We start from the raw sequence: 26,493 nt of genomic DNA on the forward strand, positions 1-26,493 counted from the left end.
TTCGTATTTGAAGCCGAGGGCCGGTTCCAGTTCCTCTTACGACCCTTCGGTCGACGTCTCGGCTCGCCGTTTCCGCCGAGTCGCCTCCTTTTAATCTCCGGGGCGTCCACCTCCGAGCATGACCGAAGACGCGTGGTTCGCCGGCGTCGACCCCGGCGACACCGAAGCGACGGCGTCGCGCATCCGAGAAGGGAGCGCCGACGCGCCCGCCGACTGGCCCGCCGCGGCCGTCGACAGCGGGTTCGCCGCCGACGAGGACAAGTACTACGAGCGCCTTCGCGCGGCGAGTATCGAGGCCGCCAGAACCGCCGCCGCGGAGGCCGAACGCGCCGACGACAAGCAACTGATGCACGCCGTCCGCGCGATGGACGACGCCGAGCGGACCGCGAACGAACTCGCCGAACGCCTCGGCGAGTGGGCCGGAAGCCTCTTCGAGGAGTCGGGTATGGGTGTCGACGCCGCCCGCGAACTCGCCCAACGGGAGCCACAGGACTCCACCGAGGAGCGCGTCGTCTCGCTCGCCGGGCGCGTGGCCGACTTGGCCGACGAACGCGACGCACTCCGCGAGTACGTCGAACGCCGCGCCCCGGAAGTCGCGCCGAACATGGCCGAGATGGCCGGTCCGGTACTCACCGCCCGCCTCGTCTCGCTGGCGGGCGGCCTCGACTCGCTGGCGAAGAAACCCAGTGGAACCGTACAGGTACTCGGCGCGGAGGACGCGCTGTTCGCCCACCTCGCCGGGCGCGCGTCGTCGCCGAAACACGGCGTCATCTACGTCCACGAAGCCATTCGCGGAACCCGCCCGCAGGACCGCGGGTCGGCCGCGCGGGCACTCGCCGGAAAACTTGCCATCGCCGCCCGAATCGACCACTACAGCGGCGACGTACGACCCGAGATTCACGACGAACTCCGCGAGCGAATCGAGACGATTCGTGCCCGCGCCGAGGAGGACGACGAATGACTCAGAACCAGCTTCCGACGGGAGTCGAACGCCGCTCGTTCGATGGCCGTGAGCGTCTCGCTACACGAGGGAAAACGGTGTACGGCGAACCGACCGATGGGGAGTGGCGGCTCTGGGACGCCGGGCGCTCGAAACTCGGCGCGATGCTCGAACTCGGCATGGGGACCGGCCTCTCGGGTGGCGAATCTGTCCTCTATCTCGGCGCGGCGTCAGGTACCACAGTAAGCCACGTCGCCGACTTCTCCGGACCGACGTACGCCGTCGAGTTCGCGCCTCGACCCGTCCGTGACCTCGTCGGCGTCGCCGAAGACCGGAAGAACCTGTTCCCACTCCTGAAAGACGCTCGTAAACCTGAGACGTACACGCACGTCGTCGAATCGGACCTCGACGTACTCGTCCAGGACGTGGCGACGCGCGGACAGGCTGACGTCGCAGTCAGAAATCGGCAGTTCCTCGCCGACGACGGGCGACTGCTCATGGCCGTGAAAGCCCGCAGCGAGGACGTGACGAGCGACCCCGGTGCTGTATTCGACGGCGTCGTTTCTCGGCTCGAAGACGCCTACGAGATACTGGAGACCGAGCGATTGGACCGCTTCCACAGCGACCACCTCGGCATCGTCGCCCGGCCGAAATAGCGCGCTGTGGGGCCCCGGGCCTCACCCGCCTCGACCGAGAACACCCGAAAACGGTTGCGCGCGAGCGCCGCACTCCCGGCGTCTGCGACCGACTCCACGAACTATTTACTTCGAGGTTCCGAAAGACGGGCAATGGAGGAGTTGGGCACGCGCGAGGCGTTCGACCGGATGGGAACCCTCGGCATCGAAGAGGAGTTTTTCATCGTCGACGACGCCGGCCGTCCCACGTCGGGTATCGACGAGTTGGTGTACGGTGACGACCCCCCGGAACCGCTCGGCGACCGTCTCGACCACGAACTGTTCCAGTTCACCATCGAGACGCAGACGCCGCTCATCGAGCGCCCCGACGACGCCGCGGACGCGCTCGCCGAGGTCCGCGAAGCGCTCGTCACCCACGCCGAAACTCACGGCTTCGGCGTCGCTGCCGCTGGCCTCCATCCGGCGGCGAAGTGGCGTGAACTCGACCACGCCCAGAAACCGCGCTACCGTGCCCAACTCGACCGCATTCAGTACCCGCAGCACCGAAACACGACCGCCGGACTCCACGTCCACGTCGGCGTCGACGACGCGGACAAAGCCGTCTGGGTCGCCAACGAACTCCGCTGGTATCTCCCTATCTTGCTCGCACTGTCGGCGAACTCGCCGTTCTGGGACGGGTTCGACACGGGACTGGCGTCGGCACGAGCGAAAATCTTCGAGGGCCTGCCGAACACCGGTATGCCCACCCGATTTTCGGATTTCGAGTCGTACGCACGGTTCGAGCGGCGGATGGTCGAGACCGAATCGATAAACGACCGCGGCGAACTCTGGTACGACGTTCGCCCCCACACCGGTCACGGCACCGTCGAAGTTCGGACGCCCGACGCCCAGCGTGACCCCGAGGTGGTGTTGGCGTTCGTCGAGGCGGTCCACGCGCTGGTCGTCGACCTCGCCGAACGCTTCGAGGACGGCGAGTCCGGTACGGACATCCGCCGGGAACTCTTAGACGAGAACAAGTGGCGGGCGATGCGACACGGTCACGACGCCTCCTTCGTCGACACCGACGCCGAGTCGGTCGTCGACCTCGAAACCGCTGTCGACCGCATCTGCGACCGACTCGGCGTCTCGGGGCTCCGTTCGGTTCTCGAAGCCGACAGCGGCGCGTCCAGACAGCGACGGGTTCTCGACGAGGAAGGAATGGACGGGCTCTGTGCGTTGCTGCGGCTCTGAACTGTCGGTGGTCCGTCTAGCCAAACGCTTTTTCCGCGTGTAGTTCTGACCTCCGAACTGAGACATATGTCTGCTGAGAACACTCCCGACGAGCCGCAGAGCGACGATACCGCGGCCGAGGAGGAAGACCAGCCGACGGTACGGGACCGACTCGGCGACAGTGCAGACCGCGCTGCGACCGAGTTCGACCAGAACGTCGTTGACCTGCTGGCGTGGGTGCTCGACACCGAAACGCGGGCGCGAATCTACGTGTACCTCCGCCAGCGCCCCAACAGCACGAGCGACGAAGTCGCCGAGGGAACCGGTCTCTATCCAAGCACCGTCCGCGAGGCGTTAGCGGAACTTCACGGCGAAGAGCGTGTCACCCGACAGAAACGAGAGAGCGCCGGTGCAGGCAACAACCCGTACGAGTACGAGGCCATCGCGCCAAGCGAACTCGTCCAAAGCGTCGCCGAACAGGTTCAATCGGAGTTGAACATGGTGTTCAACCTCGATTCGAAGCTCGCTGTCGACGGTGACTCCGCCCCCGACGACTCGACGCCCGTGACGATTACCGTCGACGGCAACCCCGCCGAGTCGGCCGACCCCGCCGACGACTGACCGTCCGACGAAGCCGACCTTTTTAAGTGAGCCGACGCCGACACGGAGATTATGCACGTCGCGCTCGGTGGCACGTTCGACCCGGTTCACGACGGCCACCGCGCCCTGTTCGAGCGCGCGTTCGAGATCGGTGATTTGACCGTCGGGCTTACCTCCGACGAACTCGCACCGGAGACCCGCCACGTCGAGCGGTACGTCCGTTCGTTCGAGGACCGAAAGCGGGATTTACTCGCCGAACTCGAACCGTTGGCCGCCGAGTACGACCGCGAGTTCGACGTTCGAGAGCTGTCGGAGCCGACCGGTATCGCCACCGAACCCGGATTCGATGTCCTCATCGTCTCGCCGGAGACCGAACGCGGCGGCGAGAGAGTCAACAACATCCGACGCGAACGCGGCCTCGACCCGCTCGACATCGAAGTCGTCGGCCACGTCGCCGCCGACGACGGCGAGCGCATCTCTTCGACACGTATCGTCTCGGGCGAAATCGACCGCCACGGCAACCTCACGCCGGAGCGTGAAGGCCGCGGCAAGACGCCGCCGGAGTAGTCGAATCGGCTGTCGGTCGTCGTTCGCCGTCGACTACCTCACCACGACGGCGGGCGGAAGCCAGCGTCTTCGAGGATTCCTTTCCACCGTTTCTGTATCGAGAGTCGAGTCACGTCCATCGCGTCGGCGACGGCGGTCTGTGAGCGTTCCTCGCCGGCGATGAGCGCGCCGGCGTACAGACTCGCGGCGGCCGTCGCGGGTTTCGAGCGGTCTTCGTCGGGGACGTGTGTGAGAAACAGGTCGGTCGCATTCGACCGCGACTCCGAGCCGAGTTCGAGGCTGTCGGCCGCCCGGTCGAGTTGGGCCAGCCACTCCTCGTTGTCGACGCGGTCCCGTGCGCGGTACATGGCTCTGTGTTCCTGCCGGACGACTATAAACTGACCGCGTGACTCTGTCGGAACGACAGCTACTTACTGTACTTTCCAGTAGTGGAGGGTGCGCGTGGGTAGCCAAGCCAGGAAACGGCGCAGCGCTTAGGACGCTGTCTCGTAGGAGTCCGCCGGTTCAAATCCGGTCCCACGCATTTTCTGTCCGAGCGCAGCGAGGACGAAAATCGTCCAGAGCGGATTCTGAACCCAGAGGACGAGCGCAGCGATGTCCTCGTGGTTCAAATCCGGTCCCACGCACTACGACCTTTTACGCTGCGCGAGAGCGCTTCGCGCTCTCGCTCGGTAAAAGCTCGACCAAAAGCACTCCTCACTTATTTCAGCGCGGCAAGCCGCGCTTCCATTCGTTCGTCGGCCCGAGCGCCTTCGGCGCTCGGTGAACGGCTTCGCTCGGGTTCTCCGAACCGCTCGCCGATGCTTGGGGTGGTGGTTCGATTCCTGAGCGTTCGATACCAGTTAGAACGTTTATGACTTCTCGACGGGTCAGAGGAAAACGATGGTCTCAACCCCGTCTTTCACAGCGTGGGGACTACTCTACGTCGGATTTTTCCTGAACGGCATCGCCACGGTCGCACTGTACAGCGTGTTCGCCGGTCCTTCGGACGGACTCACTCCCGTACCGCTCCTTTCGCTCCCTGTAGCTATCGTTGGCGGTGCAGTAGTCGGATACGGTGTCGCTGATGTCGTGGACTCGCTCTCTCGCCGGCCAATGCGAGCGGCAATATCTCTGGGGTGTGCGGTGGCGGCGGCCACAGGGCAGTTAGCTCTTTGGTCGTGGGGTACTGGCGTCGGACTGTTTCGGTTGGAGACGCTCCTCGCAATCGGGTTTGGAATCGCTGTGAGTGCTGTTCTCGTTATTGAGACGGCAATCGGACTCGAACGACTACTTACGAACTCCGGCGGCAGTTCGCCTCACTGACGACCCGTTACGCACCCCCTGTGACCGCGACAGAAGCGGGCTAGTTCGTCCTACTTCGATTCATCCACGCACAATCAGATTCCTCCCAAACACCGGCCAAATACTATCGATTCAGTGTCACTACTGTGCGTTCGACAGTCTCCCCAGTAGTCGATTAACTCACTCCAAGAAATTTAACACTGTTATTTCTTGATACGTAATGTGACGAATCGCCAAACGGCGGTAGGCATGCGCCACAACTTCTATAGGCACTCCTTGAGAGTTATCGGGCAATGTCAATGCTGGCTGATTTCTTGAACGACCTCGTGGCCGACGTGGACGGCCTGTTTCTGTTCTCCCCGAGCAGTTCGTTCTACGAGCGTTTCGAGAGCGTCGAGACGGGTCTCGTGGTTGTCGCCCCCCAGAACAGCGTCGGCGCCGACCAGTTCGTCGAACTTCCGCTGGAGTTCGAGAACGTCCGCGACCGGGTGCGCTTCGGTCTCGAAGGCGCGATGGACGAGGACCTCGTCGACAGTGGCGACGTCGTCGCTTGCGCGCTCGGCACCTTCGGCGACGACAGCGACACGATACTCCGTGTCCGCGCCGACGAGAAGATGCACTCGGGAATGTACGACCTCTTCACCAACTCGCGGGCGGACCCGAGCGTCATCCGCGACGTGTTCGAGGTCGCCATCGAACTGGGCAAGAAGGGGCAGAAAGGTAGCCCCGTCGGCGCGCTGTTCGTCGTCGGCGACGCCGGTAAGGTGATGAACAAGTCGCGGCCGCTGAGCTACAATCCCTTCGAGAAGAGCCACGTCCACGTCGGCGACCCCATCGTCAACGTGATGCTCAAGGAGTTTTCCCGACTCGACGGCGCGTTCGTCATCTCCGACTCGGGGAAAATCGTCTCGGCGTACCGCTATCTCGAACCCGGCGCGGAGGGCGTCGACATCCCGAAAGGCCTCGGTGCGCGCCACATGGCCGGTGGCGCGATAACCCGCGACACCAACGCGACGGCCATCGTGCTCTCGGAGTCGGACGGCCTCGTTCGAGCGTTCAAAGGCGGGCGGTTGATACTCGAACTCGACCCGGAGGATTACTGAGATGCAGGCGCAGCTGGGTCAGCTCTACAACGCCGTCCCGCCGCGCATCTGGCTCGCGCTCGGCGTACTCGTTCTCGGCGTGCTCTTGAGCATCGTCGTCGGCGCGGTCAACCGCCGACTGCTCGAACGCGCTGGTCTCCCCAGTATCATCGAGGGAACCGGTTTCGAACGCCTCGCACAGGGGCTCGGCACGTCGACTATCGCCATCGTCGCCCAACTCAGCACGTACTTTCTCATCGGCCTCACCATCGTCGTCGCGCTCACCGTCGCCGACGTGGGCTACACCGACACGTTCTGGACGCGACTCGTCGCCTTCCTGCCGCGACTGTTCGTCGCGCTGCTCATCCTCATCGTGGGCATCCTCATCGGCGACAAGGTAGAACTGCTCGTCGCCGAGCGACTCCGCGGCGTCAAACTCCCCGAAATCGGGCTCATCCCGACGCTTGCGAAGTACAGCGTGTTCTACCTCGCCATCCTCGTCGCGCTCAGTCAGGTCAGAATCAACACGCTCGCACTCGTCGTCCTCCTCGGCGCGTACGCCTTCGCCCTCGTCGTCTTCGCGTCGCTGGCGTTCAAGGACATGCTCTCGTCGGCGGCGGCGGGCATCTACCTGCTGTTGAACCAACCGTACACCATCGGCGACCAAGTCAAACTCGGCGAACAGTCCGGTATCGTCCAAGAAGTCGATATGCTGGTGACGCGCGTCGAGACGGACAACCGCGAGTACATCATCCCCAACCGCGCCGTCTTCGAGGAAGGCATCGTCCGCGTCTACGACTGACTCAGGCGTCTACGACCGATTCACCACTCGACAGTCGAACTGCCGACAGCTACGACCGACTCGTCTCCTCGCTCTCGCTTCCGTTTTCGTCCGCTCGCTCCGACTCTCGCTCTTCCTCTGCTTCGTCGTCCCGCGAGACCACTTCGGCGGGAACGCCCGCGACAGTGACGCCGGGCGGCACGTCCTCGACGACCAGCGAGTTCGCTGCGACCTGTGCATCCGCGCCGATGTGGACGCCCGGCAGAACGACCGCACCCGCCCCAATCATCGCGCGTTCGCCGACGACGACCTCGCCGGTCCGGTACTCGTCTTGGAGGAACTCGTGGCACAGAAGCGTCGCGTCGTAGCCGATTATCGCGTGGTCCTCGACGGTGACGAGGTCGGGCCAGAACACGTCCGGCGTCGACTCCAGTCCCCACGAGACGCCCTCGCCGACGGTGACGCCGATGCGTCGGAGGAGCCAGGTTTTCACCCGAAGGCTCGGCGAGACGCGAGCGGCGACGATGGCGGCGTAGTTCCGCGCGACGACGACCGGCGAACGGGCCGACGGCCACGACTGCAAGGAGTTTCGGGGCCCCGGCGTCGGGTGTCTCGTGAGTCGGTCGTACCGCGTTTCCGCTCCTTCGTCTGTCACGCGGCGTTCTTTCGGTCGGCGAGTAATAAAGCGGTAGGAACACTCGGTCCCCGTCGGTCGCCGTTTAGACGCTGGTGTCTTGCTCGGCGAACGAGAGGCGCCAGTCGTTTCGGTCGGCGAGATGCTGACCGCCGACGGTCCACTGTGCTTCGTCCTCGGGGACGAGCGGTCGGGTGACGACCGGCGTCGGCGACCCGACCATCGACATCGGGAAGCGGTCGTTACGCAGGAAATTCAGTCGCGAAAGAACGCTCGGCGGGATAGTGTCCTCGGCGACGGCGATGGCGTCGGCGTCCTCGTGGTCGGCGATGGCGACGCGGAGCATACGGTCGAACGCTTCGCTCTCGGCTTCGGCGTCGACCATCGGCAGCGCATCGAGAATCTTCGTCGTCGTGATGCCCCGAGTCTCCTGCGTGCAGGCGATGATGCTGGCGACGATTTCGCCGTCACGCTTGGCCGAGTACGCCGCGACGTCCCACTGCGGGTTGCCGAAGCGCCAGTCGTAGAACGCCTTGGTTCGGGGGGCGTGCAGACGCGGCGGCACTGCCGACTCGTAGAGCGCGGCGAGGCGCTTGGCCGGAATCTCGGCGTGGCGCGTCACGGTCACTTCGTCGTCGCTGCGTCGGCGAGCAGCGGCGAGCGTCGTGGCGTCGCGGGCGCGGTAGCCGGCCGAAGAGAGTACGTCAGCGACCGGACCGAATCGCTTCGTGCGGTCGGATTTGAGGAACGAGGAGGGCTTCTGGATGCGGTATGCCGTCGCCACCTCACCGACCTCCACCCAGCCGAGTTTGAGGAACGCGCCGATGGCCGCCTGGTTCGGGAAGTTGAAGATGAACGAGGGGCCGTTGTCGGTGTAGTAGTCGATGGCAGCCTCGGTGATGCGCGTCAGGAGGCCGTTGCGTCGGTGTTCGGGGTGGACCATCGCGTCCGCGGGCTGCAGCGCCGACACCGTCTCGTCGCCACCGCGAATCTGGAAGGAGATAAACGGCTCCGCACCGACGATTTGGCCGTCTTTCTCCGCGAGGAACATCCGAATCTCGTCGGTGTTGGGGCCGCCGTAGCGCCAGTCGAACCACTCGGGCGTTCGGGCCTTCCCGAAGACTTCTTCGTAGAGCGCGAGGAACCCGTCGCGGTCTTCCGGTACGTACCGGCGAACGATGTAGCCGTCTTCCGCTGGAGTCACTTTACTTTGAGGCGATGCGTGTCCCATGTAGCCTCGGATTTCACAGCTACGGGCTTTGTTATGCCGTACGTACCCCACGTAATCGAGTCCATGAGGCGATGGTTGTACACTCTTACCGGTGGCGACGACGACGGTACGGTTCGGATTCGAGACCGGTTCAACCCGGCTTTGCCCGTGTTATCGACTCCGTAACTCCCCCACGTGGTCGACGCGGCGCTGGACCAGTTCGGCCGTGCCGATGTCGTGTCGGACCCGGAGGCCGTCACCGGCCGCTGCCAGCGCGTCGGACGCGACGGCTTCCGCCGCCGCGATGGTGTCGCCGAGTCCGACGACGGCGAACGACCGCGACGTACTCGTGTAGAGGCCGTCCTCTCGTTCTTCGACGCTCGCGTAGAACAGCAGTCCCTCGCCGGCTTGCGCCACGCGCTCCTCGTCCACTTCGATACGCGCACCCGCTTCGGGATTCGTCGGATACCCCTCCGGAACCGCGTACTTACACACCGTCGCCGTCGGCGCGAAGTCGAGCGGAGGCAGCGTCTCGCCGTCGCGGGCGGCGACGAGCACGTCGATAAAGGGCGTCTCCAGAACTGGCAGCGTGTTCATCGCCTCGGGGTCACCGAAGCGGGCGTTGAACTCGACGACCCGGACGCCGTCGGCGGTGAGCATGAACTGGCCGTAGAGTACACCACGGTAGTCGGGCAGCGCCGAGACGACGGATTCGAGAACGTCGACGGCTTCCTCGTAGTCGTCGTCGTCCATGAACGGCAGCGAGTGCTGGGCGTCGCTGTAGCTGCCCATGCCGCCGGTGTTCGGTCCCTCGTCGCCTTCGTAGGCGCGTTTGTGGTCTTGGACCGCGGGCGTCGGTCGAACGGTGCCGTTGACGACGAACGCTTGGACCGTGAACTCCTCGCCGACGAACCGCTCCTCGATGACGACCTGTTCGTACTTCTCGGTCCGAAGGTAGCTTTTCGCCTCCTCCTTGGTCACTTGGTCGCCGGTGACCTTCACGCCTTTACCGCCGGTGAGGCCGGCGGGTTTGACCGCCACGTCGCCGTCGTACTGGTCGATGTAGGCGCAGGCGGCCTCGATGTCGTGGAACGTCTCGAACTCCGGACAGCCGGGAACGTCGTTTTCGACCATGAATCGGCGCTGGAACGCTTTGTCCGTTTCGAGGCGGGCGTCCATCTTCTTCGGGCCGAACGCGTAGACGCCGCGGTCTTCGAGCGTGTCGACGACGCCCGCCGCGAGCGCCGACTCGGGGCCGACGATAGCGAGCGTCGCCTCCACGGACTCGGCGTAGTCGGCGATGGCTTCTGCATCGGTCTCGTCGACTCGCTCGAACCCGTCGGCGAGTGCGACGATACCGGGGTTTCGGTTGCTCGCGCAGGCGTACAACTCGCAGTCCGACGCGAGCGACCGGGCGATTGCGTGTTCGCGGCCGCCGCCACCGATGAGAAGTACCGTCTCCGTCATACGACGATGTGCTACACACGACAGTGTAAACCTTGCTGCTTCATTCGTCTGTTTCTGTGCGAATTTGTGTATATCACTCGGCGAGGTGGCGCTCGTTTTGGGACTACAGAAAGTGTCGCTCGCCGGAGCACACGACTTTTCCACGCTGTAGTTCCTACCCCAGTGTATGACCGACCCGACGGGCCGAAACCGCCTCGACGAGGAACAGTCGCCGTACCTCCGGCAGCACGCGGACAACCCCGTCAACTGGCAACCGTGGGACGACGCGGCGCTCGACGCCGCCCGCGAACGGGACGTCCCCATCTTTCTGTCCATCGGCTACTCGGCGTGTCACTGGTGTCACGTGATGGCCGACGAGAGCTTCGAGGACGACATCGTCGCCGAGGTGCTCAACGACGAGTTCGTCTCCATCAAAGTCGACCGCGAGGAACGCCCCGATTTGGACGGCGTCTACCAGAGCATCTGCCAACTCGTCTCCGGTCGCGGCGGGTGGCCCCTCTCGGTCTGGCTCACCCCCGAGGGCAAACCGTTCTTCGTCGGGACGTACTTCCCGCCGGAGTCACGCCAAGGGATGCCCGGCTTCTTGGACCTGCTGCGGGACCTCTCTCGGTCGTGGGAGGAGGACAGAGACGAAATCGAAAACCGCGCCGACCAGTGGACCGCTGCCGTCCGCGACGAACTGGAGGACACCCCCGACCAACCGGGTGAACTCGACGACGCCGACGACCTGCTCGGGTCGGCCGCCCAAGCGGCGCTCAGAAGTGCGGACCGTGAGTACGGCGGGTTCGGCAGCGGCGGCCCGAAGTTCCCCCAACCGACCCGTCTCGACCTCCTGATGCGCGCGTACGCCAGAAGCGGACGCGACCAGTCTCTGGCCGTCGTCACCGAGACCCTCGACGCGATGGCCTCCGGAGGACTGTACGACCACGTCGGCGGCGGCTTTCACCGCTACGCTACGGACAGAGACTGGACCGTCCCCCACTTCGAGAAGATGCTGTACGACAACGCCGAACTCTCCCGAGTGTATCTCGACGCCTATCGCCTCACCGGACGACCGCGCTACGCGACGGTGGCACAGGAGACGCTGGCGTTCGTCGAACGCGAACTCACGCACGACGACGGCGGGTTCTACAGCACGCTCGACGCCCAAAGCGAGGGCGAGGAAGGAAAATTCTACGTCTGGACGCCCGACTCGGTTCGTGAGGCCGTCGACGACGAGACGACCGCCGACCTCGTCTGCGACCGCTACGGCATCGCCAAGAGCGGGAACTTCGAAGGCGGGACGACGGTTCTCACCCTCGCAGAGAGCGTCGAGAACCTCGCAGACGAGTACGACCTCGGCGAGGACGAGGTCGAGGAACACTTGATGGAGGCGCGAACGGCGCTCTACGAAGCGCGAACGGAGCGCGAACGCCCCGCCCGCGACGAGAAGATACTCGCCGGGTGGAACGGTCTGATGATTTCTGGGTTCGCGGCGGGCGCGCAGACGCTCGACCCGGCGCTCGCGACGACGGGTGAGAACGCGCTGTCGTTCGTCCGCGAGCATCTCTGGGACGAGAGCGAGAAACGGCTCTCCCGGCGGTTCAAGTCGGGCGACGTGAAAGGCTCGGGCTATCTCGAAGATTACGCGTTCCTCGCCCGCGGCGCGTTCGACCTGTACCAAGCGACCGGCGACGTCGGCCACCTCGCGTTCGCACTGGACCTCGCGCGAGTCATCGAGGCCGAGTTCTGGGACTCCGAGGAGAAGACGCTGTACTTCACGCCCGAGAGCGGCGAGACGCTCGTCGCCCGGCCACAGGAGCGCCGTGACCAGTCGACACCGTCGAGTCTCGGCGTCGCCGTCTCCGTTCTTCTCGACTTGGACCATTTCGCCCCGGACGCCGAGTTCGGACACATCGCCGAGCAGGTGCTGTCGACGCACGCGAACCGCCTCCGTGGAAGTCCGCTCGAACACGGATCGCTCGTTCTCGCCGCCGAGAAGCGCAGTCGGGGAGCGCTCGAACTCACCGTCGCCGCCGACGAACTTCCCGAGGAGTGGTGGGAGGCGCTGGCGAGCAGATATCTCCCGGCGACGATTCTGACCCGACGGCCGAAAACCGATGACCAGTTGGAGACGTGGCTGGAGACGCTCGAACTCGACGAAGCACCGCCCATCTGGGCCGGCCGCGAAGCCGTCGACGACGACCCGACGGTGTACGCCTGCGAGAACTTCACCTGCTCGCCGCCGCAGACCGACATCAGGTCGGCGCTTGAGTGGGCGCTGGAGAACGGGAGCGAGAACGGAGACGAGAACTAGAGTCGATTAGGTGACTCAGGCCGTCTGTTCGGCTTCTTCGAGTCGCTCACCGAGGTACGCGGCGGCCGGAATCCGTTCGTCTTCGACGTAGCGCGCTATCTCCTCGCCGTCTTTTTCCACGACGATGGTCGGGATGAGTTCGACGTCGTACTCGTCGACCTGCGGTCCCGTTTTGCTCCCGTCGCCCCCTTTCTCCACAGGGAACTGCTCGATGTTCTCGTCGGAAACACCTGCCTCCCGCAGTGCCGCCGCGAAATCCGGGAGTTGCTGGCGGCAGTCCTTACACCAGTCGCCGCCCCAGACTTTGAACGTCAATCCGTCCTGTCCGAGTGCATCGACCGCGTCTTCGTAGCCTGCGGGACCCCACGTCGGGTTCGGCTCCATCGTGTTCAGTTTCATTGGCCGGTCGTTGGCGGTGGAGGCTTTTAATCGCCTCGCTGGCGGTGATTCTGCGCGCACGACCGTTTTTCGTGTTGTTCGAGACCCCGTCGAACGTTGCCGGTGTCCGCCATCGGTTTACGTCACAATCGCTTAGCCGACGCTAATGGACGCGAGCATCCTCGATACTATCGGCTCGCCACTGGTACAACTGCAGTCGCCGGAAGGGGCGACGGTGGCGGCGAAGATAGAGTCGAAAAATCCCGGCGGGTCGGCGAAAGACCGCCCGGCGCTGGCGATGGTCGAGGCTGCCGAACGTGACGGCACGCTCTCGCCGGGCGACGAACTCGTCGAACCGACCAGCGGCAACACGGGTATCGGACTCGCCGTCGTCGCCGCCGCGAAAGGCTACGACCTCACCATCGTGATGCCTGGGTCGAAGTCACCCGAGCGCCGCCGTATCATGAAGGCCTACGGCGCAACCCTCGAACTCGTCGACGGCGATATTTCGGACGCGAAAGACCGTGCCGACGAACTCGAACAGGAGCGAGGAATGGTCCAACTCCGTCAGTTCGAGAACCCGGCGAACCCGGAGGCACACTACCGAACCACCGCCGAGGAGATTCTCGAACAGGTCGAAGACAGAGAGATAGACGCGCTCGTCGCCGGCGTCGGCACCGGCGGGACGCTGTCGGGCATCGGTCGTCGCCTCCGCGAGGAGTTCCCCGAGATGGAAGTCGTCGCCGTCGAACCCGACGACAGCGCCGTGCTCTCGGGCAGAGAACCCGAAGGCGATAGTTTTCAAGGAATGGGCCCGGGCTTCGTCAGCCCGAACCTCGACACCGACCTCTTGGACGACGTGATTACCGTCTCGCTCGACGACGCCGAAGCCGAGTGTCGCCGCCTCGCCCGCGAAGAGGGCATCTTGGTCGGCCAGTCCAGCGGCGCGTCGAACCTCGCCGCCCAACAGGTCGCCGCACGCCTCGCTCGGCCGGAACTGAACTGCCCCGAGATGCCCGACGCCGTTGCCCGCCGCATCGAAACCGACGGCGGTGCGGCCGCAGCGTACGACGACTGCCCGCTCGTCGTCACCGTCTTCTGGGACAGCGGCGAGCGCTACATGTCGACGGGGATGTTCGATACCGGTCCCGACGTCGACGACGGCGGGTCGCCGTAGGCTCTCCCGCTCTCGTGGGCTCCCGCGTTCTTCTAGTCTCGATTCTCGTCCAGAAACCCCAGTAGTAGCTCGTTGAATCGTTTAGGACGCTCTCGCGGTGGCCAGTGACCACAGTCCGCCAGTATGCGAACCTCCGCGTCAGGAATCAGCGTCGCGGCGCGAACCGCCCACTCGACGGGGACGAGCGGGTCAGTCTCGCCGTGGACGAGAAGTGTCGGTATCGGGAGTTCCGGGAGTCGCTCGACGTAGTTCGTCAGCAGTCCGTCGAACCCGACTTCGGCGCGCTGGAAGCGCTGCCACGCGTCGGTGTTCCGCGCTCGAAGCGCCGCGAACACCTCGTCGACGAATCCGGCAGTGACGTTTCGTCGGTCCACGATGGACGACACGGTCAGTTTCGCCGCGTACCGACTCCGTCGGAGCACCCACCAGAGCGCCTCGAACAGGTACGGAACGCGAGTCATCGCCGTACTCGCCTTTCCACCCGGAATCGTCCCGCCCAACCCGTAGCTGTCGACGGCGACGACGCGAGAGACGCGTTCCGGGTAGTCAAGCGCGTAGCCGAGGGCGACGCCGCCGCCCATCGAGATGCCGACGAGCGTCGCCTCCGAGAGCGCCCACTCGTCGAACAGACGTGCGAGAACGCCGACGTAGTAGCCGATGCTGACGCTCTCGCCGGACGGCGGGTCGTCACTCTTGCCGTATCCCGGCAGGTCGGGCACGTAGACTGTGTGCGAATCGAGTAGCGCGGGAACCGTCTCGCGCCACGACAGCGTCGCCGAGTCGAGACCACCGCCGTGGAGCAGCACCACCGGTGGCCCGTCGCCACCGACGAAGCACCGTATCCGCGTACCGTCGACGTCGACGGTCCGAGCGTCGAGTCCGTCCATGTCGTTAGGTCATCCGTGTCGGCGATACCTGTTGCGGCGACAGGAGAGACGACTCGTCGCTCTCGTTGGCGCGGTTACTCTCGCTGCTCTCGTCGCTACGCCGAGTTCTCCGCCGCCAGTCGCCACAGCGTCGAGGAGTACTCTTTGCCCGGTTCGGGGCCGCCGGAGACGGCGTACAACTGCCCGCCGATAGGGGCGACGCCGAGGCCGTGTCGACCCTCCGGCATATCCGGATACTGCTCCCACGAGTCGCTCTGCGGGTCGTACGCTTCGACGGTCGCTTGCGTCCCCTCGGGTTTCTCGCCGCCGAGGACGAATATCTTCCCGCCCATCGCACAGCCGTTGACGCCGCCGCGTTCGGACGGCATCGGCGTCAACTCCGTCCACTCGTTCGCCTGCGGGTCGAACACTTCGTTGGCGCTCATCTCCTCGCCGAACTCCGAGCGTCCGCCGACGACGTACAGTTTACCGCCGGTCGAACCCGAGGTAAGGTGGTTTCGGGCGGTGGGCATGTCGGGACCCTTCGACCACTTGTCGGCCTGCGGGTCGTAGATTTCGAGTGTCGCCTTCAGTCCGCCGACGAGGCCGCCTTTCGTGTAGCCGCCGGCGACGTACGCCTTCCCACCGACCATCTCTGCCGTCGGCGCGCCGCGACTCGTCGGCATCCGCGCGCGTTTCTCCCACGAGTCGTTCTGCGGGTCGTACGCGTACGTCGTCGCCACGGACTTCTCCTCCTCGGTGTAGCCACCGAAGACGAGAATCTGCCCTTGGTGGGTGACGGCTTTGACGTGGTGCAGCGCCTGCGGCAGCGCCGCGACGCTTCGCCACGCGTCGTTCTCGGGGTTGTAGACGGCGACAGCGCCGGTGACGCCGTCGGGTACGTAGCCGCCGATAACGTACAGTTCGCCGTTGAGCGCTACTGTCTCCACTTCGGTCCGCTCGGGACCCGGCATCGGCGTCAGTTCGGACCAACTCATCTCCTCGGCGGTCTGCGTCGCCTGCGCCGGTGACTCCGTCTGTACCGGCTGGTCGGTGTTCTCGGCTTGGGTCGACGGCGCTGCGGTGTCGTCACCGACACCGATTCGGTCCGTACACCCGGCGAGCGCGAGGGCTGTCAGCACTGTACCGCGTCGGAGGAACTGTCGTCTGTTCGTGCTCACGGTTTGCTCTCGGCAGGTGTATATCGGGGCCGCCCAAGGTTATGTCGCGCTTACCCGGCGATTTCGAGCGCGAAACTGCAGGTTTCTGCTGGGTGGTCCGCAGCGGTTGCTCGCCGAACTCACTCGCCGAACTCGGCTTCGGTCACGCGAACCGTCAGCGTCTCGTCGACGTCGTAGAGGTCGTACTCGGGCAGTTGCCCGTCGACGCGGGCGAGATACATCGGATCGAGCAGGTCGTCGCCGTCGACGCCGTACACTTTCAGAAAGCGGTCGGTCTCCTCGGGGCGAACCTCGCCTTCTCTGACTGCGGTCGCTAGCTTCCGCGAGAGCCACTCCGTCTCGCTCACCGACGGCGACTGCACGAGTGCGTCGTCGACGAAGCGGACGAGATACCAGTTGAGGTCGTTCAACAGCGAGACGGCCGCACCGACGCTCACCGTCTCCAGTTCGAGGCTGTTGCGGTACGGTTCGCGGAGGGCGTACGTCGCAAGGGCCGCGCGCGCGGTGTCGCGCGACAGCAACTCGTACCGGAGGTTCACCTCGGGCGCGCCGAGTAGACAGACCCGCGTCACGGCTGTAGGTACCCGGTAGCGGCTAAATGGATTGCGGTCCGGAACTGGACCTCGCAACGAGAGGTTTCGCTCGCCGTCGATTCTGAAGTCGGATGAAGTGATGTGAAAATGACAAAACAGTGGTGAAGCCGGAAGAACTGGTCCGAACCTAGGTGAAACTCTTCGAGCTCAGTCGATATCGACGATACGCGCCGCTCTCGCCGCTTTCTCGGCCCGTCGAAGCAACTTCTCGGGCTCTGCATCCACCACGTCTTCGAGCGCCGCGTTCGTCTCCGGACGCGACGGCGCGACGCGTTCACAGCCCACGGGAAGCGTCGAATCGTCGTACGTCCCGATTTTTCGCGCCTGCGCCACGATGTCGGGCTTGTCGCGCGTCAAAAGCGGCCGATACACCGGAAGCGAGGTGACCGCGTCGGTGACGGCGAAGTTCGGCCCCGTCTGACTCGATTTCTGGCCCAGTGACTCGCCGGTGACGACGGCGTGCGCGTCTATCTCCCGTGCGACCGCCTCGCCGATGCGGAGCATCATCCGCCGGAGCGAGAGCATCCGCGTCGCGCCCACCTCTTCTGCGAGTTCGGAGACGAGGCCACCCGCCGAAACCACACGAGGGCGGACGTCGAACCCGGGCGCGAAGTCGGCGAGGCGGCGCATCGTCGACACCGCCCGCGCCTCGTGGTCCGGGCCGCCGAAATCTCCGAGGTCGACGTAGACGGGCGCGACGACACACCCGCGTTTCATCACCTCCCACGCGGCGACGGGCGAGTCGATACCGCCGCTGACCAGCGCGACTGCGGTTCCTTGCGTGCCGAGCGGCAGGCCGCCCGGCCCCGCCCGTTCCGCCGTCGAGACGAACGCCTCGCCCTCGCGGGCTTCGACGTGGTAAGTCACGTCCGGATTGTCGAGGTCGACGGACGCGCCGGTTCGGTTCTCTACCACCCCGCCGCCGACGCGTTCGAGTTCCCGACTGCCGAAGTCGTGGGCGTCTTTCGGGCCGGCGCGGGAGACACGGACGGCGAACGACTCCTCGGGTTCGTGTTCGGCCGTCAGCGACGTCAGTACGTCGAGAAGTCTCTCCCGCGTCGGTTCGCAGGTGACAGCGGGGCGCGCGCTGACGACGCCGAAGGTGTCCGCGGCGGCAGCGGCGGCGGCACCGACCTGTTCTGGGTTCCGAACCCGAATCAACGGCCGCGACCACCGACGTTCGACCTCCGCGTCGATGCCACGGGACCCGAGCATCGCGTCGAGGTTCGAGACGAGCGTCCGCTCCATCCGGCCGCGGACTTTCGAGCTTTTCGTGCCCATCTCGCCGTAGGAGACGACGACGGTGTCGCGTTCGGGGACCACGAGTGCCACTACGCGACGCTATCCGGTCGGAGGATAAGAGGGTTCGCACCTGTCTCTCGGCGCACCTCGGCGCAGTTCTCGACTACTGGTTCCGGTCTCGCCGGCTACGTCGCCGCGAGGAGCACACCCGACGCGACCAGCGTCACGCCGAGAGCGACTTTCAGCCGACCGGCATCGACTCGGTGAGCGATTCGCCAGCCGACGACGACGCCGACGAGTTCCGGAACGCCGACGAGAACGACGAGCGGTAGCGACACCGCTCCCTGAATCAGATATGTCGCCGCCGCGAACGCCGAGAGAAACACCGACTGCACCTGTGCGGCGGCGAGTGCATCCAGCATCGAGATGCCGAGAAGCACCAACACCGGGACGGTGACGACCGGACCGCCGACGCCGAGCAGGCCGCAGACGACGCCGATGACGAAGGCGAGAACACCGATGGCCGCCGCGCCGTCCGGCAGTTCCGGGTCGACCGTCCACCACGACCCGAGCGCCCGTCGTTCACGATAGACGATGCTCGCGCCGACGAGTGCCGTAAAGCCGGTGAGCATCGACCCGAACGCGGCGTCGGAGAGCATCGCGTTCGCGAGTGCCCCCACGACGGCCCCGAACATGCTTGGAACCGTGACGAGCGTCGCTAGCCGTTTTCCGGACCGACGTTTCAGTTCCCCGGACCGGTAGTAGGTGTAACTGCCGAGAACACCGGTGACGACGAACGTCGTCAGCGCGGTTCCGGCGACGGTTGCCGACCCCACGTCCGTCAAGGCGAACAGCGCGACGGTGACGAAGATACCGCCGGGGCCGACGGCGGTGATGCCGACGCCGGCGAGAAACGCGACGACGACGAGCAGTACGAGCGTCGAAGTCGAGAGCATCGACCGGGGCGCTTAGAACCCGCCGCCGGTCAGGTTCTCGATGAACCCGGGTAGCGAGGTGGCGGCGAGGTAAATCGAGAGCAACACCAACACCGCGTTCACTACGGACAGCTTGAGACTGTTCTTGTGTTCGCCCATCGTCTTCCGGTCGTTGACCGCCCAGAACAGGAACACTGCGGCGATGGGGAGGCTGATGATGCCGTTGTACGCCGGGAACAGGATTATCATGTCGATGACGCTGAGGCCGGCGAACTGGTGGACCAGTGGCGAGAGCGACCCGATACCGACACCGACCGCGTAGATGAGTTTGAACTCACGGCTGCTCGGGTCGGCGCGCCGACCGCGAGCGTGCTGGAACAGGTACGACGGTGCCCACATGATGGGGATGATGCTGTTGAACGCGGCGGCGATGGTTCCGAAGAGGAACACGTACATCGCCCACTGGCCGAGCACGTCCGCGAGCGCTCGACCCGGCGTGATGAACGTATCGAGGTTCGTGTAGCCCGCCGGGCGGAGAATCGCCGCGGCGACGACGAGAATGGCGATGGTCGTGATACCACCGACGAGGTAGCCGAGACCGAGGTCACGGCGAACGTCCGGCAGGTCCGAGACGCTCGTCCAGCCTTTCTCGCCGACGAGGTTCGATTCGAGGAAGAAGTTCGGCCACAGCGCCGTCGTGCCGACGATAGCTGCGGCGAGCGTCAGCGACCCGCCGGGAATCGACGGGACGAATCCGCCGGCGATGCCGGTCAGCGACGGCGAACTCACGCCCGCGACGGCGACGTAGATGGCGAGCAGCCCGAGCATCATCACCGTCATGACTTGCTCTATCCCCTCGTAGTCCATGATGCCGATGAGGATTGCGAGCACGCCGGTGACCACGGCCAAGGGTTGCCAGCCGATAGCGCCGCCGAGCAGAATCGAGATTCCCATCCCGACGGCAGCGGTGAGTTCGAGCGTCCACGCGATACAGCCGATGGTGAGTATGGCCGCCAGTATCGTCGCACCGGTCGTCCCCAGTTTGTACCGGATAAACTCCATCAGCGGCATCCCGGAGATTCCCAACCGTGCGCTCATGTCTTGGCCGATGAATCCGAGTACCGACCCACCGACGACCGCCCAGATGAGCGCGTATCCGAACTGAACTCCGGCTTGGCTGGCGATGAACACCGACCCCGAACCGAAGTAGCTTGCGACCATTACGAACGCGAGACCGTACTTTTGGAAGAACCCCGTCGTCGTGCTCCGAAGTCCGTCCGTGTATGACCCGAATGACATTTATTGAGAATCGAGTATCTGCTTTGTCCGACTGTTTCGACACGATAACAGAGTGGAATCAGACGGGTCGTTCTGGTGCTTTCCCCTGCAAGTAGGGCAAGTGGTGGTTGATGTGCGGTGTTCACAGAGCGGAGGCGAACTCGTAAAATCGACCGACGGGCTCAGGCTCTCGATGTTTGCACTGTGTGTCTCACCGCGAGAATCCCGATAAGTAGCGTCACCGTGGCGATGAGATATCCGACACTGGTCTCCACGCGGAGAAACGTACGCGTCCCTTGGAGAATGAAGGCGACAGCGAGGAGATACCGGGTCTTGTTCGAACTTCTGACCGCGTCTATCGAGGACCGTACTGTCTCTCTGTCTCCCATCGTCGACTGTCCGGTTCGTCTCGGACTCGTAAAAACGAACTCGCTGCCTAGAACGTCGTCGTCTCGCCGTCGATAACCGACCGGGTCACGTCGGTCACGTTTGCGAGTTCACGGTCGACGATTTCCTCCACGTCGGCGCGGATGTCGTCGACGGCGACGCCGTCTTCGGTGACGACTTGCGCGTCGGCGACGTGTGGGTGGTCGATGGGAGTCCCGATTTGCGAGAGCAGGCGCACTTGGAGGTCACGGATGCCGTCGACTTCGGCGACGACGCTCTCGGCAATTTCCGTCGAGAGGAGATTGTAGATTTTGCCGATGTGGTTGACGGGGTTCTTCCCGCTCGTCGCTTCCATGCTCATCGGCCGGTTCGGCGTGATGAGGCCGTTGGCGCGGTTGCCGCGGCCGACGGAGCCGTCGTCGCCCTGCTCGGCGCTCGTTCCGGTCGTCGTGAGGTAGATAGAGCCTTCCTCGTAGTCGTCGGCGGTGTTGACTTCGACGTTGACCTCGCGGTCGGTGTACTCGCGGGCGAGACCAGTGACGAACTCCTGCACTCGGTTGACCGCGGCGTCGTAGGCGTCGAATCCGGCGATGTACGAGTCGACCATCGCGGCGGCGACGGTGATGTCGATTTCGTCACCCTCGCGTTTGCCCATTATCTTCACGTCGGGGCCGAGTTCGGGGTGGTCGGCGGCGTACGTCCCGTTGAGTTCGCGTTCGGCCGCGAGGACGATTTTCTCCGTCTCCGTGAGTGGGGCGTGGCCGACACCGAAACTCGTGTCGTTGGCCATTGGGACTTGGACTTCTTCTTCGCCGAACACGTCTTGGAGGTCGCCCGAGCCTTCGCCGAGTTTCACGTCGACGACGACGTCACGGCCGTACTCCAGTTCCGGGATGTTCTCGTCGAGATACTCGCGGGCGGCCGACAGCGCCGTCGACCCGACGGGGAGCTTCTCGCCCTCGTACTCCTTGGTCGCGCGGCCGACGATGAGAATGTAGATGGGTTCGACGACCTCGCCGCCGCCGAAGGCGGGCGCGGCGGTTCCGGCGACCAACTGCGTCTCGTCGGTGTTGTAGTGCAGCACCTTGCCGACGCGGTCCAAGTAGAGTTGCGAGAGCGCCCGCGAGACGCTCTCTGCGATACCGTCACAGATGGAGTCCGGGTGGCCGATACCCTTTCGTTCGACGATTTCGACTTCCTGGTCTTCGACTGCAAGTCGGTCGATACCCTCGACCCGAATGTTCCGCTCGCTCATTGTTCGGCGTTCTTCGCCGCAGGTGCTATAACTTGCGGTAGTAATCCCGTGTGGGCGTTATTATCGCACTGTCTCTCACTCACACGCGGCCCAGTCTCTGCTGTGTAACCCGACAGAAGTACCCGAGAGAACGCTCACCGACTGCCGTCGCCCCCATCGATTCGCGGGTCGACGAGAGGGTACACCATATCCTGGACGAGGTTGCTCACGACGCCGACGAACACGACGAGGAACGTGGTTCCCAAGAGAACGGGCAGGTCGCGGTTGAAGATGGCGTCGTAGCTCAACATGGCGAGGCCGGGGATGCCGAAGACGTACTCGACGACGTAGACGCTGACGACGACGATGCCCAACAAATCCGAGAAGAACAGTGTCAGAAGCGGCACCGCCGCGTTTCGTAGGACGTGTTTCACCGTCCCGCGCGGGCCGACGCCCATCGCCCGGAGCAGGCGGACGAACGTCGCGTTCAGGTGAATGACCGTCTGCGAGCGGGCGTGCTGTAACTGCCCGGCGGTCAGTCCGGTCGCAAACACGGCCGTCGGCAACAGGTAGCCTCGGAGGTTCTCGCCGCCCAACGCGCCCTCCGCGGTGGAGAATCCCGTTTCCCAGCCCAGTGCAGGACCGACGACGACGATGAACACCAGCGCCAACCAGAACGACGGCACCCCGAACCCGAGATACGCCACCGAGGTCACTATCCGGTCGACGAGGCTGTTGTGTCTGAACGCCGCGAACACGCCACCGGAGACGCCGACGGCGACACTGACGAGAACACCGGGAACGAGATACGCCAGCGTGTACGGCGCACGCTCGACGATGAGCGTGGTCACCGGCGCGCCCAAGTTGTACGACTGCCCCCAGTCGAGCGTCAGAACGTTCGTCATCCACCGGACGTACCGGTCGAAGACCGGCCCGTCGAGGTTCCGCGCTTGCCGATACGCGTCGACGGCGGCTTGCTGGGCGGCGGCGTCTCCCCCGCCCGCGGCGACGCCCCACCGCACTGCGGCGGTGTTCGGGTCACCGGTGAGGGTGACGACGGCGAACGTCAACGAGACGACGAGGTAGACGGTGAAGAACGCGAACCCGAGGCGCGAAGCGACCCGAAGCCAGTTAGTCATCGCCAGTGTGGTGTCCGGGCAATCGTCGGGAGTGTTCGTCGCGGGCGAGTCGCATCACTCCATCAGCATCGTTCACCATGGTTTATGCTTCTTGCGGCGACAGTCGTCTGACATGCCTTCGAGCGACGACTCGCCGGACGTCTCGAACGCCTCGCGTCTCCACACCTTCTGGGACCTTCGTTCGGGAGTCGCCGACGACGGCCTCTCGCGGAACGCCGCCACGTTCGTCGCCGTCACCGTCGTGTTCGCCGCCATCTACGCGTACGACTCGCTGGTGCTCCCGGTAGACGCGCCACTCGTCGCCGGGTGGCGGCCGACGGTCGTCGACCTTCTCTTCGCCACCTCGCTCGCCGGATTCACACTGTTCGTCGTCGTGCCGCTCTGGACCGACCGCGAGCGCACTGCTCGGTACTGGAGTCGACTCCGACAGAACCGACTCGCCGTCGTGAGTTTCGGTTATCTCCTCGTCGTCTTCGTGTTGGGTCTCGTCGGCCCGATTCTGTTCGACTCCGTGGCGGACCCGGCCCGAATTCTCCAACCGCCGGTCGGGTTCGGTGCCTCGGAGTACATCGTCTCCAACTGTGTGGGACCGACCACGGACGGACTCTGTCGGGGGTCGCTCCAGCATCCGCTCGGAACGGGACCGTACGGTCGAGACATGTTCACGCTCGTCGTCGAAGGGATGCGCGTCGCCGTCGTCATCGGCTTCGTCACGTCGATGTTCGTCGTCCCCATCGCCACCATCGTCGGCGTATCGGCTGGGTATCTCGGTGGGTGGGTCGACACGCTGACGATGCGCTACGTCGACATTCAGCAGACGCTCCCGGCGTTCATCGTCTACCTCATCGCCATCTACGTGTTCGGCCGGAGTCTGTTCCTCTTCTTGCTGGTGTTCGGTCTGTTGGGGTGGGGCGGCGTCGCCCGCGTCGTCCGCAGCGAGGTGCTGTCGCTGCGCGAGGAACCGTTCGTGGTCGCCGCCCGCAGCGCCGGCGTGAAGCGGTGGGGCATCGTCCGACACCACATCCTCCCGCACGTCCGCGAGACGGTAGTCGTCGCGGCGACGCGTCAGATTCCGTTACTCGTCCTCGTCGAGGCAGCGATTTCGTTTATGAACCTCAACGACATGACCTTGCTCTCGTGGGGTGAGACTATCGCCCGCGGCACGCAGGGCGCGGCGACGGTGACGTGGTGGGTATCGACGGTTCCGGTGGTGTTTCTGACGCTCACCGTCGTCTCGCTCAGCGTCTTCGGCGACGCGCTACAGGACGTCCTCGACGCCTGAGTAGGCATTTTACTCCCGCTTCGAGAGCAACAGTCCGAGATACGAGGTCCGAATCTGATCGTCGGGGTCGAGTCCGAGTTCTCGAAGCACCGCCGTTGCGCCCTCGCGAACCGATTCGACCTCGGACTCCTCGGCTTCGCGTTCGACTTCGACGAACTCGCCGAGGCCGTCGACGTCGTCGAGGACGACGGTGTACTCGTCGACGCGGAAGTACTCGCGTTGTTTCTCGACGACGGCCGCCGGTTCGAAGCCCAGTCCCTCCAGCACACCGGCCATCGTCTCGCCGTCGTCGACGCCGGTTTCGAACTCCTCGCGCGTTTTCGACTCGGCTTCGACGAGCGGTCCTTTGTACGTCACTTTCGCCGTCTCGGCGGCGTCCTCGTCGGCCATCGCGTCGGTCCGGCGCTCCCGTCGGATTCGGAACGCTTCGTCGGTCTCCGCGAAGTCGCGGTGCGGCGCGTCGTAGTAGGTGTCCGCCTGCGCGACGCCGCCGAGTTCCTCCGCGTCCAGTGCTGCGAGTCGCTCTCGAACGTCGTCGTGGTCGGCGCGGACTTTCAGTTCGACCTCGTACATAGGCGGGATTCGACCGTTCGACCCAAAAACGTGGCTGTCGGCGTGGTTCCGTCTGTCGACTGTTGGGTCGCGTACGCGCCCGTCGTCCCCGGCGCTCCCGGCGACCGCCCGAGTGCAACGGTATCACGACCCTCACGCCTCGAAGGCAGTCGGTTCCGCGGGTACGAAACGTGATTCTTATAGGGCGCACGGGAGACGTAGCCTACATGAGCGATGAACAACAGGCGGAATCGGCCGACGAGTCAGTAGACGCCGACACGCCCGACGACGTCGAAGAGGAAGCGGAGACCGAGAGCTCCGGACTGCAGGACGGCGATTTCGTCCGTCTGGCCTACACGGTCCGAACCACAGACGACGACACCGTCGTCGACACGACGAGTCAGGAAGTGGCCGAAGAGGCCGAAATCGACACCGAGAACTACGACTTCGAACCGCGCGTCGTCATCGTCGGCGCGGGTCACGTGTTCGAGGCCGTCGACGACGACCTCATCGGCAAGGAAGCGGGCTACGAGGGTACCGTCGACGTGCCCGCCGACGAGGCGTTCGGCGAGTACGACTCCGACAACGTCCGCACCGTGAGCGCGGACAAAATCTCGGAGGACGACCGTTACCCCGGTGCACACGTCAACGTCGACGGCGACCAGGGTCACATCGAGACCATAATCGGCGGCCGCGCCCGCATCGACTTCAACCACCCGCTGGCGGGTGACGACCTCGAGTACGACTACGAGATTCTCGACGTCGTCGACGACCGCGAGGAGCAGGCGAAGGGTCTGCTCGGCATGTACCTCCAGCAGAGCCCCGAGGTCTGGATTCAGACCGACGAGGTCGAAGAGGAGATGGCGCTCGAAGGCGGCGAGGACGTCGACCCCGACGAGGTCGAAACCGAGACCGTCACCGAGGAGAAAGAGACGCTGTACATCGAGGCCACGCCGCAGATGACGATGAACCAGCAGTGGATGTTCTCGAAGCAGCAGATCGCCCAAGACCTCATGACGCGCCTCGACATCGACCGCGTCATCGTCCAAGAGACCATCGACGGGATGGGCATGGGCGGCATGGGCGGTATGATGGGTGGCATGGGCGGCATGGGTGCCGGCGACATCGAAGACGCACTCGACGACGTCGACGTCGACGCCGACGAAATCGTCGACGAACTCGAAGCCGAGGGCGACGACGGTCACGACCACGACCACGACCACTAACCGCGCTGTCCGCTGCGAATCCGCGATTTCTTTACGGCCGACCCGTCACTGACGAGCATGGACGTTCCCGACGACCTGAAAGTCGCTGCCGTCGCGTCGGCGTGTACGGTCGGGCTTTCGTTGCTGCTGCGCTACGGTCTCAGTGTCGACGCGAGCATCTTCGTCCGCCTCGTTCCGCTCTTCGTCTACTTCGTCTATCTGTTCGCAAAAGACGCGCTCTCGGAGACGGCGCTCGGCGAGACGACCACGTGGTACCTCGTGACCGTCGTCGCAACTGTCGGTACGCTGTTGTACTACGTCGTGTAGACCCCGCCGGCG

At 64.7% G+C, this 26,493-nt stretch carries 27 protein-coding genes and 1 tRNA gene; 14 read left to right on the forward strand and 14 right to left on the reverse strand.

The features are described from left to right. Positions 1–118: 118 nt before the first annotated feature. From AUR64_RS02255 to AUR64_RS02275, 5 genes are all read left to right on the forward strand, one after another. Positions 119–961 carry an NOP5/NOP56 family protein gene (locus AUR64_RS02255; RefSeq protein ID WP_058580325.1) on the forward strand — a complete coding sequence of 281 codons (843 nt, stop codon included), beginning with the start codon at positions 119–121 and terminating at the stop codon, positions 959–961. Continuing rightward, positions 958–1,596, forward strand: a complete 639-nt coding sequence (locus AUR64_RS02260; RefSeq protein WP_058580326.1) for a fibrillarin-like rRNA/tRNA 2'-O-methyltransferase — start codon at positions 958–960, stop codon at positions 1,594–1,596. The genes AUR64_RS02255 and AUR64_RS02260 overlap by 4 nt, the downstream gene beginning before the upstream one ends. A 132-nt stretch (positions 1,597–1,728) precedes the next feature. Beyond that, positions 1,729–2,805: a glutamate--cysteine ligase gene (locus tag AUR64_RS02265; protein WP_058580327.1), complete on the forward strand. Its 1,077-nt coding sequence runs from the start codon at positions 1,729–1,731 to the stop codon at positions 2,803–2,805. A 66-nt stretch (positions 2,806–2,871) separates the two neighbouring features. Continuing rightward, positions 2,872–3,405 carry a helix-turn-helix domain-containing protein gene (locus AUR64_RS02270; protein ID WP_058580328.1) on the forward strand — a complete coding sequence of 178 codons (534 nt, stop codon included), beginning with the start codon at positions 2,872–2,874 and terminating at the stop codon, positions 3,403–3,405. A gap of 51 nt (positions 3,406–3,456) precedes the next feature. Beyond that, positions 3,457–3,951, forward strand: a complete 495-nt coding sequence (locus AUR64_RS02275) for a phosphopantetheine adenylyltransferase (protein WP_058580329.1) — start codon at positions 3,457–3,459, stop codon at positions 3,949–3,951. A 38-nt stretch (positions 3,952–3,989) separates the two neighbouring features. Here the strand turns inward: AUR64_RS02275 and AUR64_RS02280 are convergent, their stop codons facing one another. After that, positions 3,990–4,298: a cyclin gene (locus tag AUR64_RS02280; protein ID WP_058580330.1), complete on the reverse strand. Its 309-nt coding sequence runs from the start codon at positions 4,296–4,298 to the stop codon at positions 3,990–3,992. A 92-nt stretch (positions 4,299–4,390) separates the two neighbouring features. Here AUR64_RS02280 and AUR64_RS02285 point away from each other — a divergent pair. The 4 genes from AUR64_RS02285 (at position 4,391) to AUR64_RS02300 (ending at position 7,119) form a co-directional block, all read left to right on the forward strand. After that, positions 4,391–4,474: transfer RNA gene (locus tag AUR64_RS02285), tRNA-Leu, on the forward strand. Positions 4,475–4,833: 359 nt separating this feature from the next. After that, positions 4,834–5,256: a hypothetical protein gene (locus AUR64_RS02290; protein WP_058580331.1), complete on the forward strand. Its 423-nt coding sequence runs from the start codon at positions 4,834–4,836 to the stop codon at positions 5,254–5,256. Positions 5,257–5,528: 272 nt separating this feature from the next. Then, positions 5,529–6,338, forward strand: coding sequence for a diadenylate cyclase DacZ (gene dacZ / locus AUR64_RS02295; RefSeq protein ID WP_058580332.1), 810 nt, complete (start codon positions 5,529–5,531; stop codon positions 6,336–6,338). Continuing rightward, positions 6,331–7,119, forward strand: coding sequence for a mechanosensitive ion channel domain-containing protein (locus tag AUR64_RS02300; protein ID WP_394326095.1), 789 nt, complete (start codon positions 6,331–6,333; stop codon positions 7,117–7,119). The genes dacZ and AUR64_RS02300 overlap by 8 nt, the downstream gene beginning before the upstream one ends. 49 nt (positions 7,120–7,168) lie before the next feature. Here the strand turns inward: AUR64_RS02300 and AUR64_RS02305 are convergent, their stop codons facing one another. The 3 genes from AUR64_RS02305 to purD all read right to left on the reverse strand — a co-directional run bounded on the left by AUR64_RS02305 (position 7,169) and on the right by purD (position 10,409). Further along, positions 7,169–7,753 (reverse strand): acyltransferase, encoded by a 585-nt coding sequence (locus AUR64_RS02305; protein WP_082230554.1) that lies wholly within the window; start codon positions 7,751–7,753, stop codon positions 7,169–7,171. Between the two features lie 64 nt (positions 7,754–7,817). After that, entirely contained in the window at positions 7,818–8,936 is a 1,119-nt protein-coding gene (locus AUR64_RS02310; RefSeq protein WP_058580335.1) for a GNAT family N-acetyltransferase, read from the reverse strand. A 177-nt stretch (positions 8,937–9,113) separates the two neighbouring features. After that, the gene (purD, locus tag AUR64_RS02315; RefSeq protein ID WP_058580336.1) at positions 9,114–10,409 is read right to left on the reverse strand and encodes a phosphoribosylamine--glycine ligase; all 1,296 of its coding nucleotides are present in this window, start codon (positions 10,407–10,409) and stop codon (positions 9,114–9,116) included. Between the two features lie 166 nt (positions 10,410–10,575). Here purD and AUR64_RS02320 point away from each other — a divergent pair, with 166 nt between their 5' ends. Then, positions 10,576–12,705 (forward strand): thioredoxin domain-containing protein, encoded by a 2,130-nt coding sequence (locus tag AUR64_RS02320; RefSeq protein ID WP_058580337.1) that lies wholly within the window; start codon positions 10,576–10,578, stop codon positions 12,703–12,705. 15 nt (positions 12,706–12,720) lie between these two features. Here the strand turns inward: AUR64_RS02320 and AUR64_RS02325 are convergent, their stop codons facing one another. After that, the gene (locus AUR64_RS02325) at positions 12,721–13,104 is read right to left on the reverse strand and encodes a TlpA family protein disulfide reductase (RefSeq protein ID WP_058580338.1); all 384 of its coding nucleotides are present in this window, start codon (positions 13,102–13,104) and stop codon (positions 12,721–12,723) included. 145 nt (positions 13,105–13,249) lie between these two features. On the opposite strand from AUR64_RS02325, the gene AUR64_RS02330 reads away from it, so the two are divergent. Then, positions 13,250–14,260, forward strand: coding sequence for a PLP-dependent cysteine synthase family protein (locus AUR64_RS02330; RefSeq protein WP_058580339.1), 1,011 nt, complete (start codon positions 13,250–13,252; stop codon positions 14,258–14,260). 32 nt (positions 14,261–14,292) lie between these two features. Here the strand turns inward: AUR64_RS02330 and AUR64_RS02335 are convergent, their stop codons facing one another. The 8 genes from AUR64_RS02335 to AUR64_RS02375 all read right to left on the reverse strand — a co-directional run bounded on the left by AUR64_RS02335 (position 14,293) and on the right by AUR64_RS02375 (position 23,115). Next, positions 14,293–15,147, reverse strand: coding sequence for an alpha/beta fold hydrolase (locus tag AUR64_RS02335; RefSeq protein ID WP_058580340.1), 855 nt, complete (start codon positions 15,145–15,147; stop codon positions 14,293–14,295). Between the two features lie 95 nt (positions 15,148–15,242). Then, on the reverse strand, positions 15,243–16,307 hold the full coding sequence (locus tag AUR64_RS02340) for a Kelch repeat-containing protein (protein ID WP_058580341.1): 1,065 nt from the start codon (positions 16,305–16,307) through the stop codon (positions 15,243–15,245). Between the two features lie 119 nt (positions 16,308–16,426). Beyond that, the gene (locus AUR64_RS02345; protein WP_058580342.1) at positions 16,427–16,879 is read right to left on the reverse strand and encodes a DUF5804 family protein; all 453 of its coding nucleotides are present in this window, start codon (positions 16,877–16,879) and stop codon (positions 16,427–16,429) included. A gap of 168 nt (positions 16,880–17,047) precedes the next feature. Continuing rightward, entirely contained in the window at positions 17,048–18,223 is a 1,176-nt protein-coding gene (locus tag AUR64_RS02350) for a tRNA sulfurtransferase (RefSeq protein ID WP_394326096.1), read from the reverse strand. A gap of 104 nt (positions 18,224–18,327) precedes the next feature. Continuing rightward, the gene (locus AUR64_RS02355) at positions 18,328–19,098 is read right to left on the reverse strand and encodes a sulfite exporter TauE/SafE family protein (RefSeq protein WP_058580343.1); all 771 of its coding nucleotides are present in this window, start codon (positions 19,096–19,098) and stop codon (positions 18,328–18,330) included. Between the two features lie 12 nt (positions 19,099–19,110). Further along, a complete protein-coding gene (locus tag AUR64_RS02360) occupies positions 19,111–20,376 on the reverse strand; it encodes an NRAMP family divalent metal transporter (protein ID WP_058580344.1) in 1,266 nt (421 codons plus the stop codon). Positions 20,377–20,791: 415 nt separating this feature from the next. Next, a complete protein-coding gene (locus tag AUR64_RS02370; RefSeq protein WP_058580346.1) occupies positions 20,792–21,997 on the reverse strand; it encodes a methionine adenosyltransferase in 1,206 nt (401 codons plus the stop codon). Positions 21,998–22,131: 134 nt separating this feature from the next. Further along, positions 22,132–23,115: an ABC transporter permease gene (locus AUR64_RS02375; protein WP_058580347.1), complete on the reverse strand. Its 984-nt coding sequence runs from the start codon at positions 23,113–23,115 to the stop codon at positions 22,132–22,134. Between the two features lie 112 nt (positions 23,116–23,227). Between AUR64_RS02375 and AUR64_RS02380 the strand changes: the two genes are divergently transcribed. After that, positions 23,228–24,397, forward strand: coding sequence for an ABC transporter permease (locus tag AUR64_RS02380; RefSeq protein WP_058580348.1), 1,170 nt, complete (start codon positions 23,228–23,230; stop codon positions 24,395–24,397). A 9-nt stretch (positions 24,398–24,406) separates the two neighbouring features. Here AUR64_RS02380 and cyaB read toward each other — a convergent pair whose 3' ends face one another. Next, positions 24,407–24,970, reverse strand: coding sequence for a class IV adenylate cyclase (gene cyaB, locus AUR64_RS02385; protein WP_058580349.1), 564 nt, complete (start codon positions 24,968–24,970; stop codon positions 24,407–24,409). Between the two features lie 206 nt (positions 24,971–25,176). On the opposite strand from cyaB, the gene AUR64_RS02390 reads away from it, so the two are divergent. Together AUR64_RS02390 and AUR64_RS02395 are read left to right on the forward strand one after the other, a co-directional pair. Then, positions 25,177–26,175 carry an FKBP-type peptidyl-prolyl cis-trans isomerase gene (locus AUR64_RS02390; protein ID WP_058580350.1) on the forward strand — a complete coding sequence of 333 codons (999 nt, stop codon included), beginning with the start codon at positions 25,177–25,179 and terminating at the stop codon, positions 26,173–26,175. A 57-nt stretch (positions 26,176–26,232) separates the two neighbouring features. Next, positions 26,233–26,481, forward strand: coding sequence for a hypothetical protein (locus AUR64_RS02395; protein WP_058580351.1), 249 nt, complete (start codon positions 26,233–26,235; stop codon positions 26,479–26,481). Positions 26,482–26,493: the final 12 nt, after the last annotated feature.

The organism is Haloprofundus marisrubri (genome assembly GCF_001469955.1).
Classification (GTDB): Archaea; Halobacteriota; Halobacteria; order Halobacteriales; family Haloferacaceae; genus Haloprofundus; species Haloprofundus marisrubri.

Bases quoted from the DNA above. Each gene is read 5' to 3' on its own strand.
- AUR64_RS02255 (WP_058580325.1), top strand. From the start codon at position 119: ATGACCGAAGACGCGTGGTTCGCCGGCGTCGACCCCGGCGACACCGAA.
- AUR64_RS02260 (WP_058580326.1), top strand. From the start codon at position 958: ATGACTCAGAACCAGCTTCCGACGGGAGTCGAACGCCGCTCGTTCGAT.
- AUR64_RS02265 (WP_058580327.1), top strand. From the start codon at position 1,729: ATGGAGGAGTTGGGCACGCGCGAGGCGTTCGACCGGATGGGAACCCTC.
- AUR64_RS02270 (WP_058580328.1), top strand. From the start codon at position 2,872: ATGTCTGCTGAGAACACTCCCGACGAGCCGCAGAGCGACGATACCGCG.
- AUR64_RS02275 (WP_058580329.1), top strand. From the start codon at position 3,457: ATGCACGTCGCGCTCGGTGGCACGTTCGACCCGGTTCACGACGGCCAC.
- AUR64_RS02280 (WP_058580330.1), bottom strand. From the start codon at position 4,298: ATGTACCGCGCACGGGACCGCGTCGACAACGAGGAGTGGCTGGCCCAA.
- AUR64_RS02290 (WP_058580331.1), top strand. From the start codon at position 4,834: ATGGTCTCAACCCCGTCTTTCACAGCGTGGGGACTACTCTACGTCGGA.
- dacZ (WP_058580332.1), top strand. From the start codon at position 5,529: ATGTCAATGCTGGCTGATTTCTTGAACGACCTCGTGGCCGACGTGGAC.
- purD (WP_058580336.1), bottom strand. From the start codon at position 10,409: ATGACGGAGACGGTACTTCTCATCGGTGGCGGCGGCCGCGAACACGCA.
- AUR64_RS02320 (WP_058580337.1), top strand. From the start codon at position 10,576: ATGACCGACCCGACGGGCCGAAACCGCCTCGACGAGGAACAGTCGCCG.
- AUR64_RS02325 (WP_058580338.1), bottom strand. From the start codon at position 13,104: ATGAAACTGAACACGATGGAGCCGAACCCGACGTGGGGTCCCGCAGGC.
- AUR64_RS02330 (WP_058580339.1), top strand. From the start codon at position 13,250: ATGGACGCGAGCATCCTCGATACTATCGGCTCGCCACTGGTACAACTG.
- AUR64_RS02335 (WP_058580340.1), bottom strand. From the start codon at position 15,147: ATGGACGGACTCGACGCTCGGACCGTCGACGTCGACGGTACGCGGATA.
- AUR64_RS02355 (WP_058580343.1), bottom strand. From the start codon at position 19,098: ATGCTCTCGACTTCGACGCTCGTACTGCTCGTCGTCGTCGCGTTTCTC.
- AUR64_RS02360 (WP_058580344.1), bottom strand. From the start codon at position 20,376: ATGTCATTCGGGTCATACACGGACGGACTTCGGAGCACGACGACGGGG.
- AUR64_RS02370 (WP_058580346.1), bottom strand. From the start codon at position 21,997: ATGAGCGAGCGGAACATTCGGGTCGAGGGTATCGACCGACTTGCAGTC.
- AUR64_RS02375 (WP_058580347.1), bottom strand. From the start codon at position 23,115: ATGACTAACTGGCTTCGGGTCGCTTCGCGCCTCGGGTTCGCGTTCTTC.
- AUR64_RS02380 (WP_058580348.1), top strand. From the start codon at position 23,228: ATGCCTTCGAGCGACGACTCGCCGGACGTCTCGAACGCCTCGCGTCTC.
- cyaB (WP_058580349.1), bottom strand. From the start codon at position 24,970: ATGTACGAGGTCGAACTGAAAGTCCGCGCCGACCACGACGACGTTCGA.
- AUR64_RS02390 (WP_058580350.1), top strand. From the start codon at position 25,177: ATGAGCGATGAACAACAGGCGGAATCGGCCGACGAGTCAGTAGACGCC.
- AUR64_RS02395 (WP_058580351.1), top strand. From the start codon at position 26,233: ATGGACGTTCCCGACGACCTGAAAGTCGCTGCCGTCGCGTCGGCGTGT.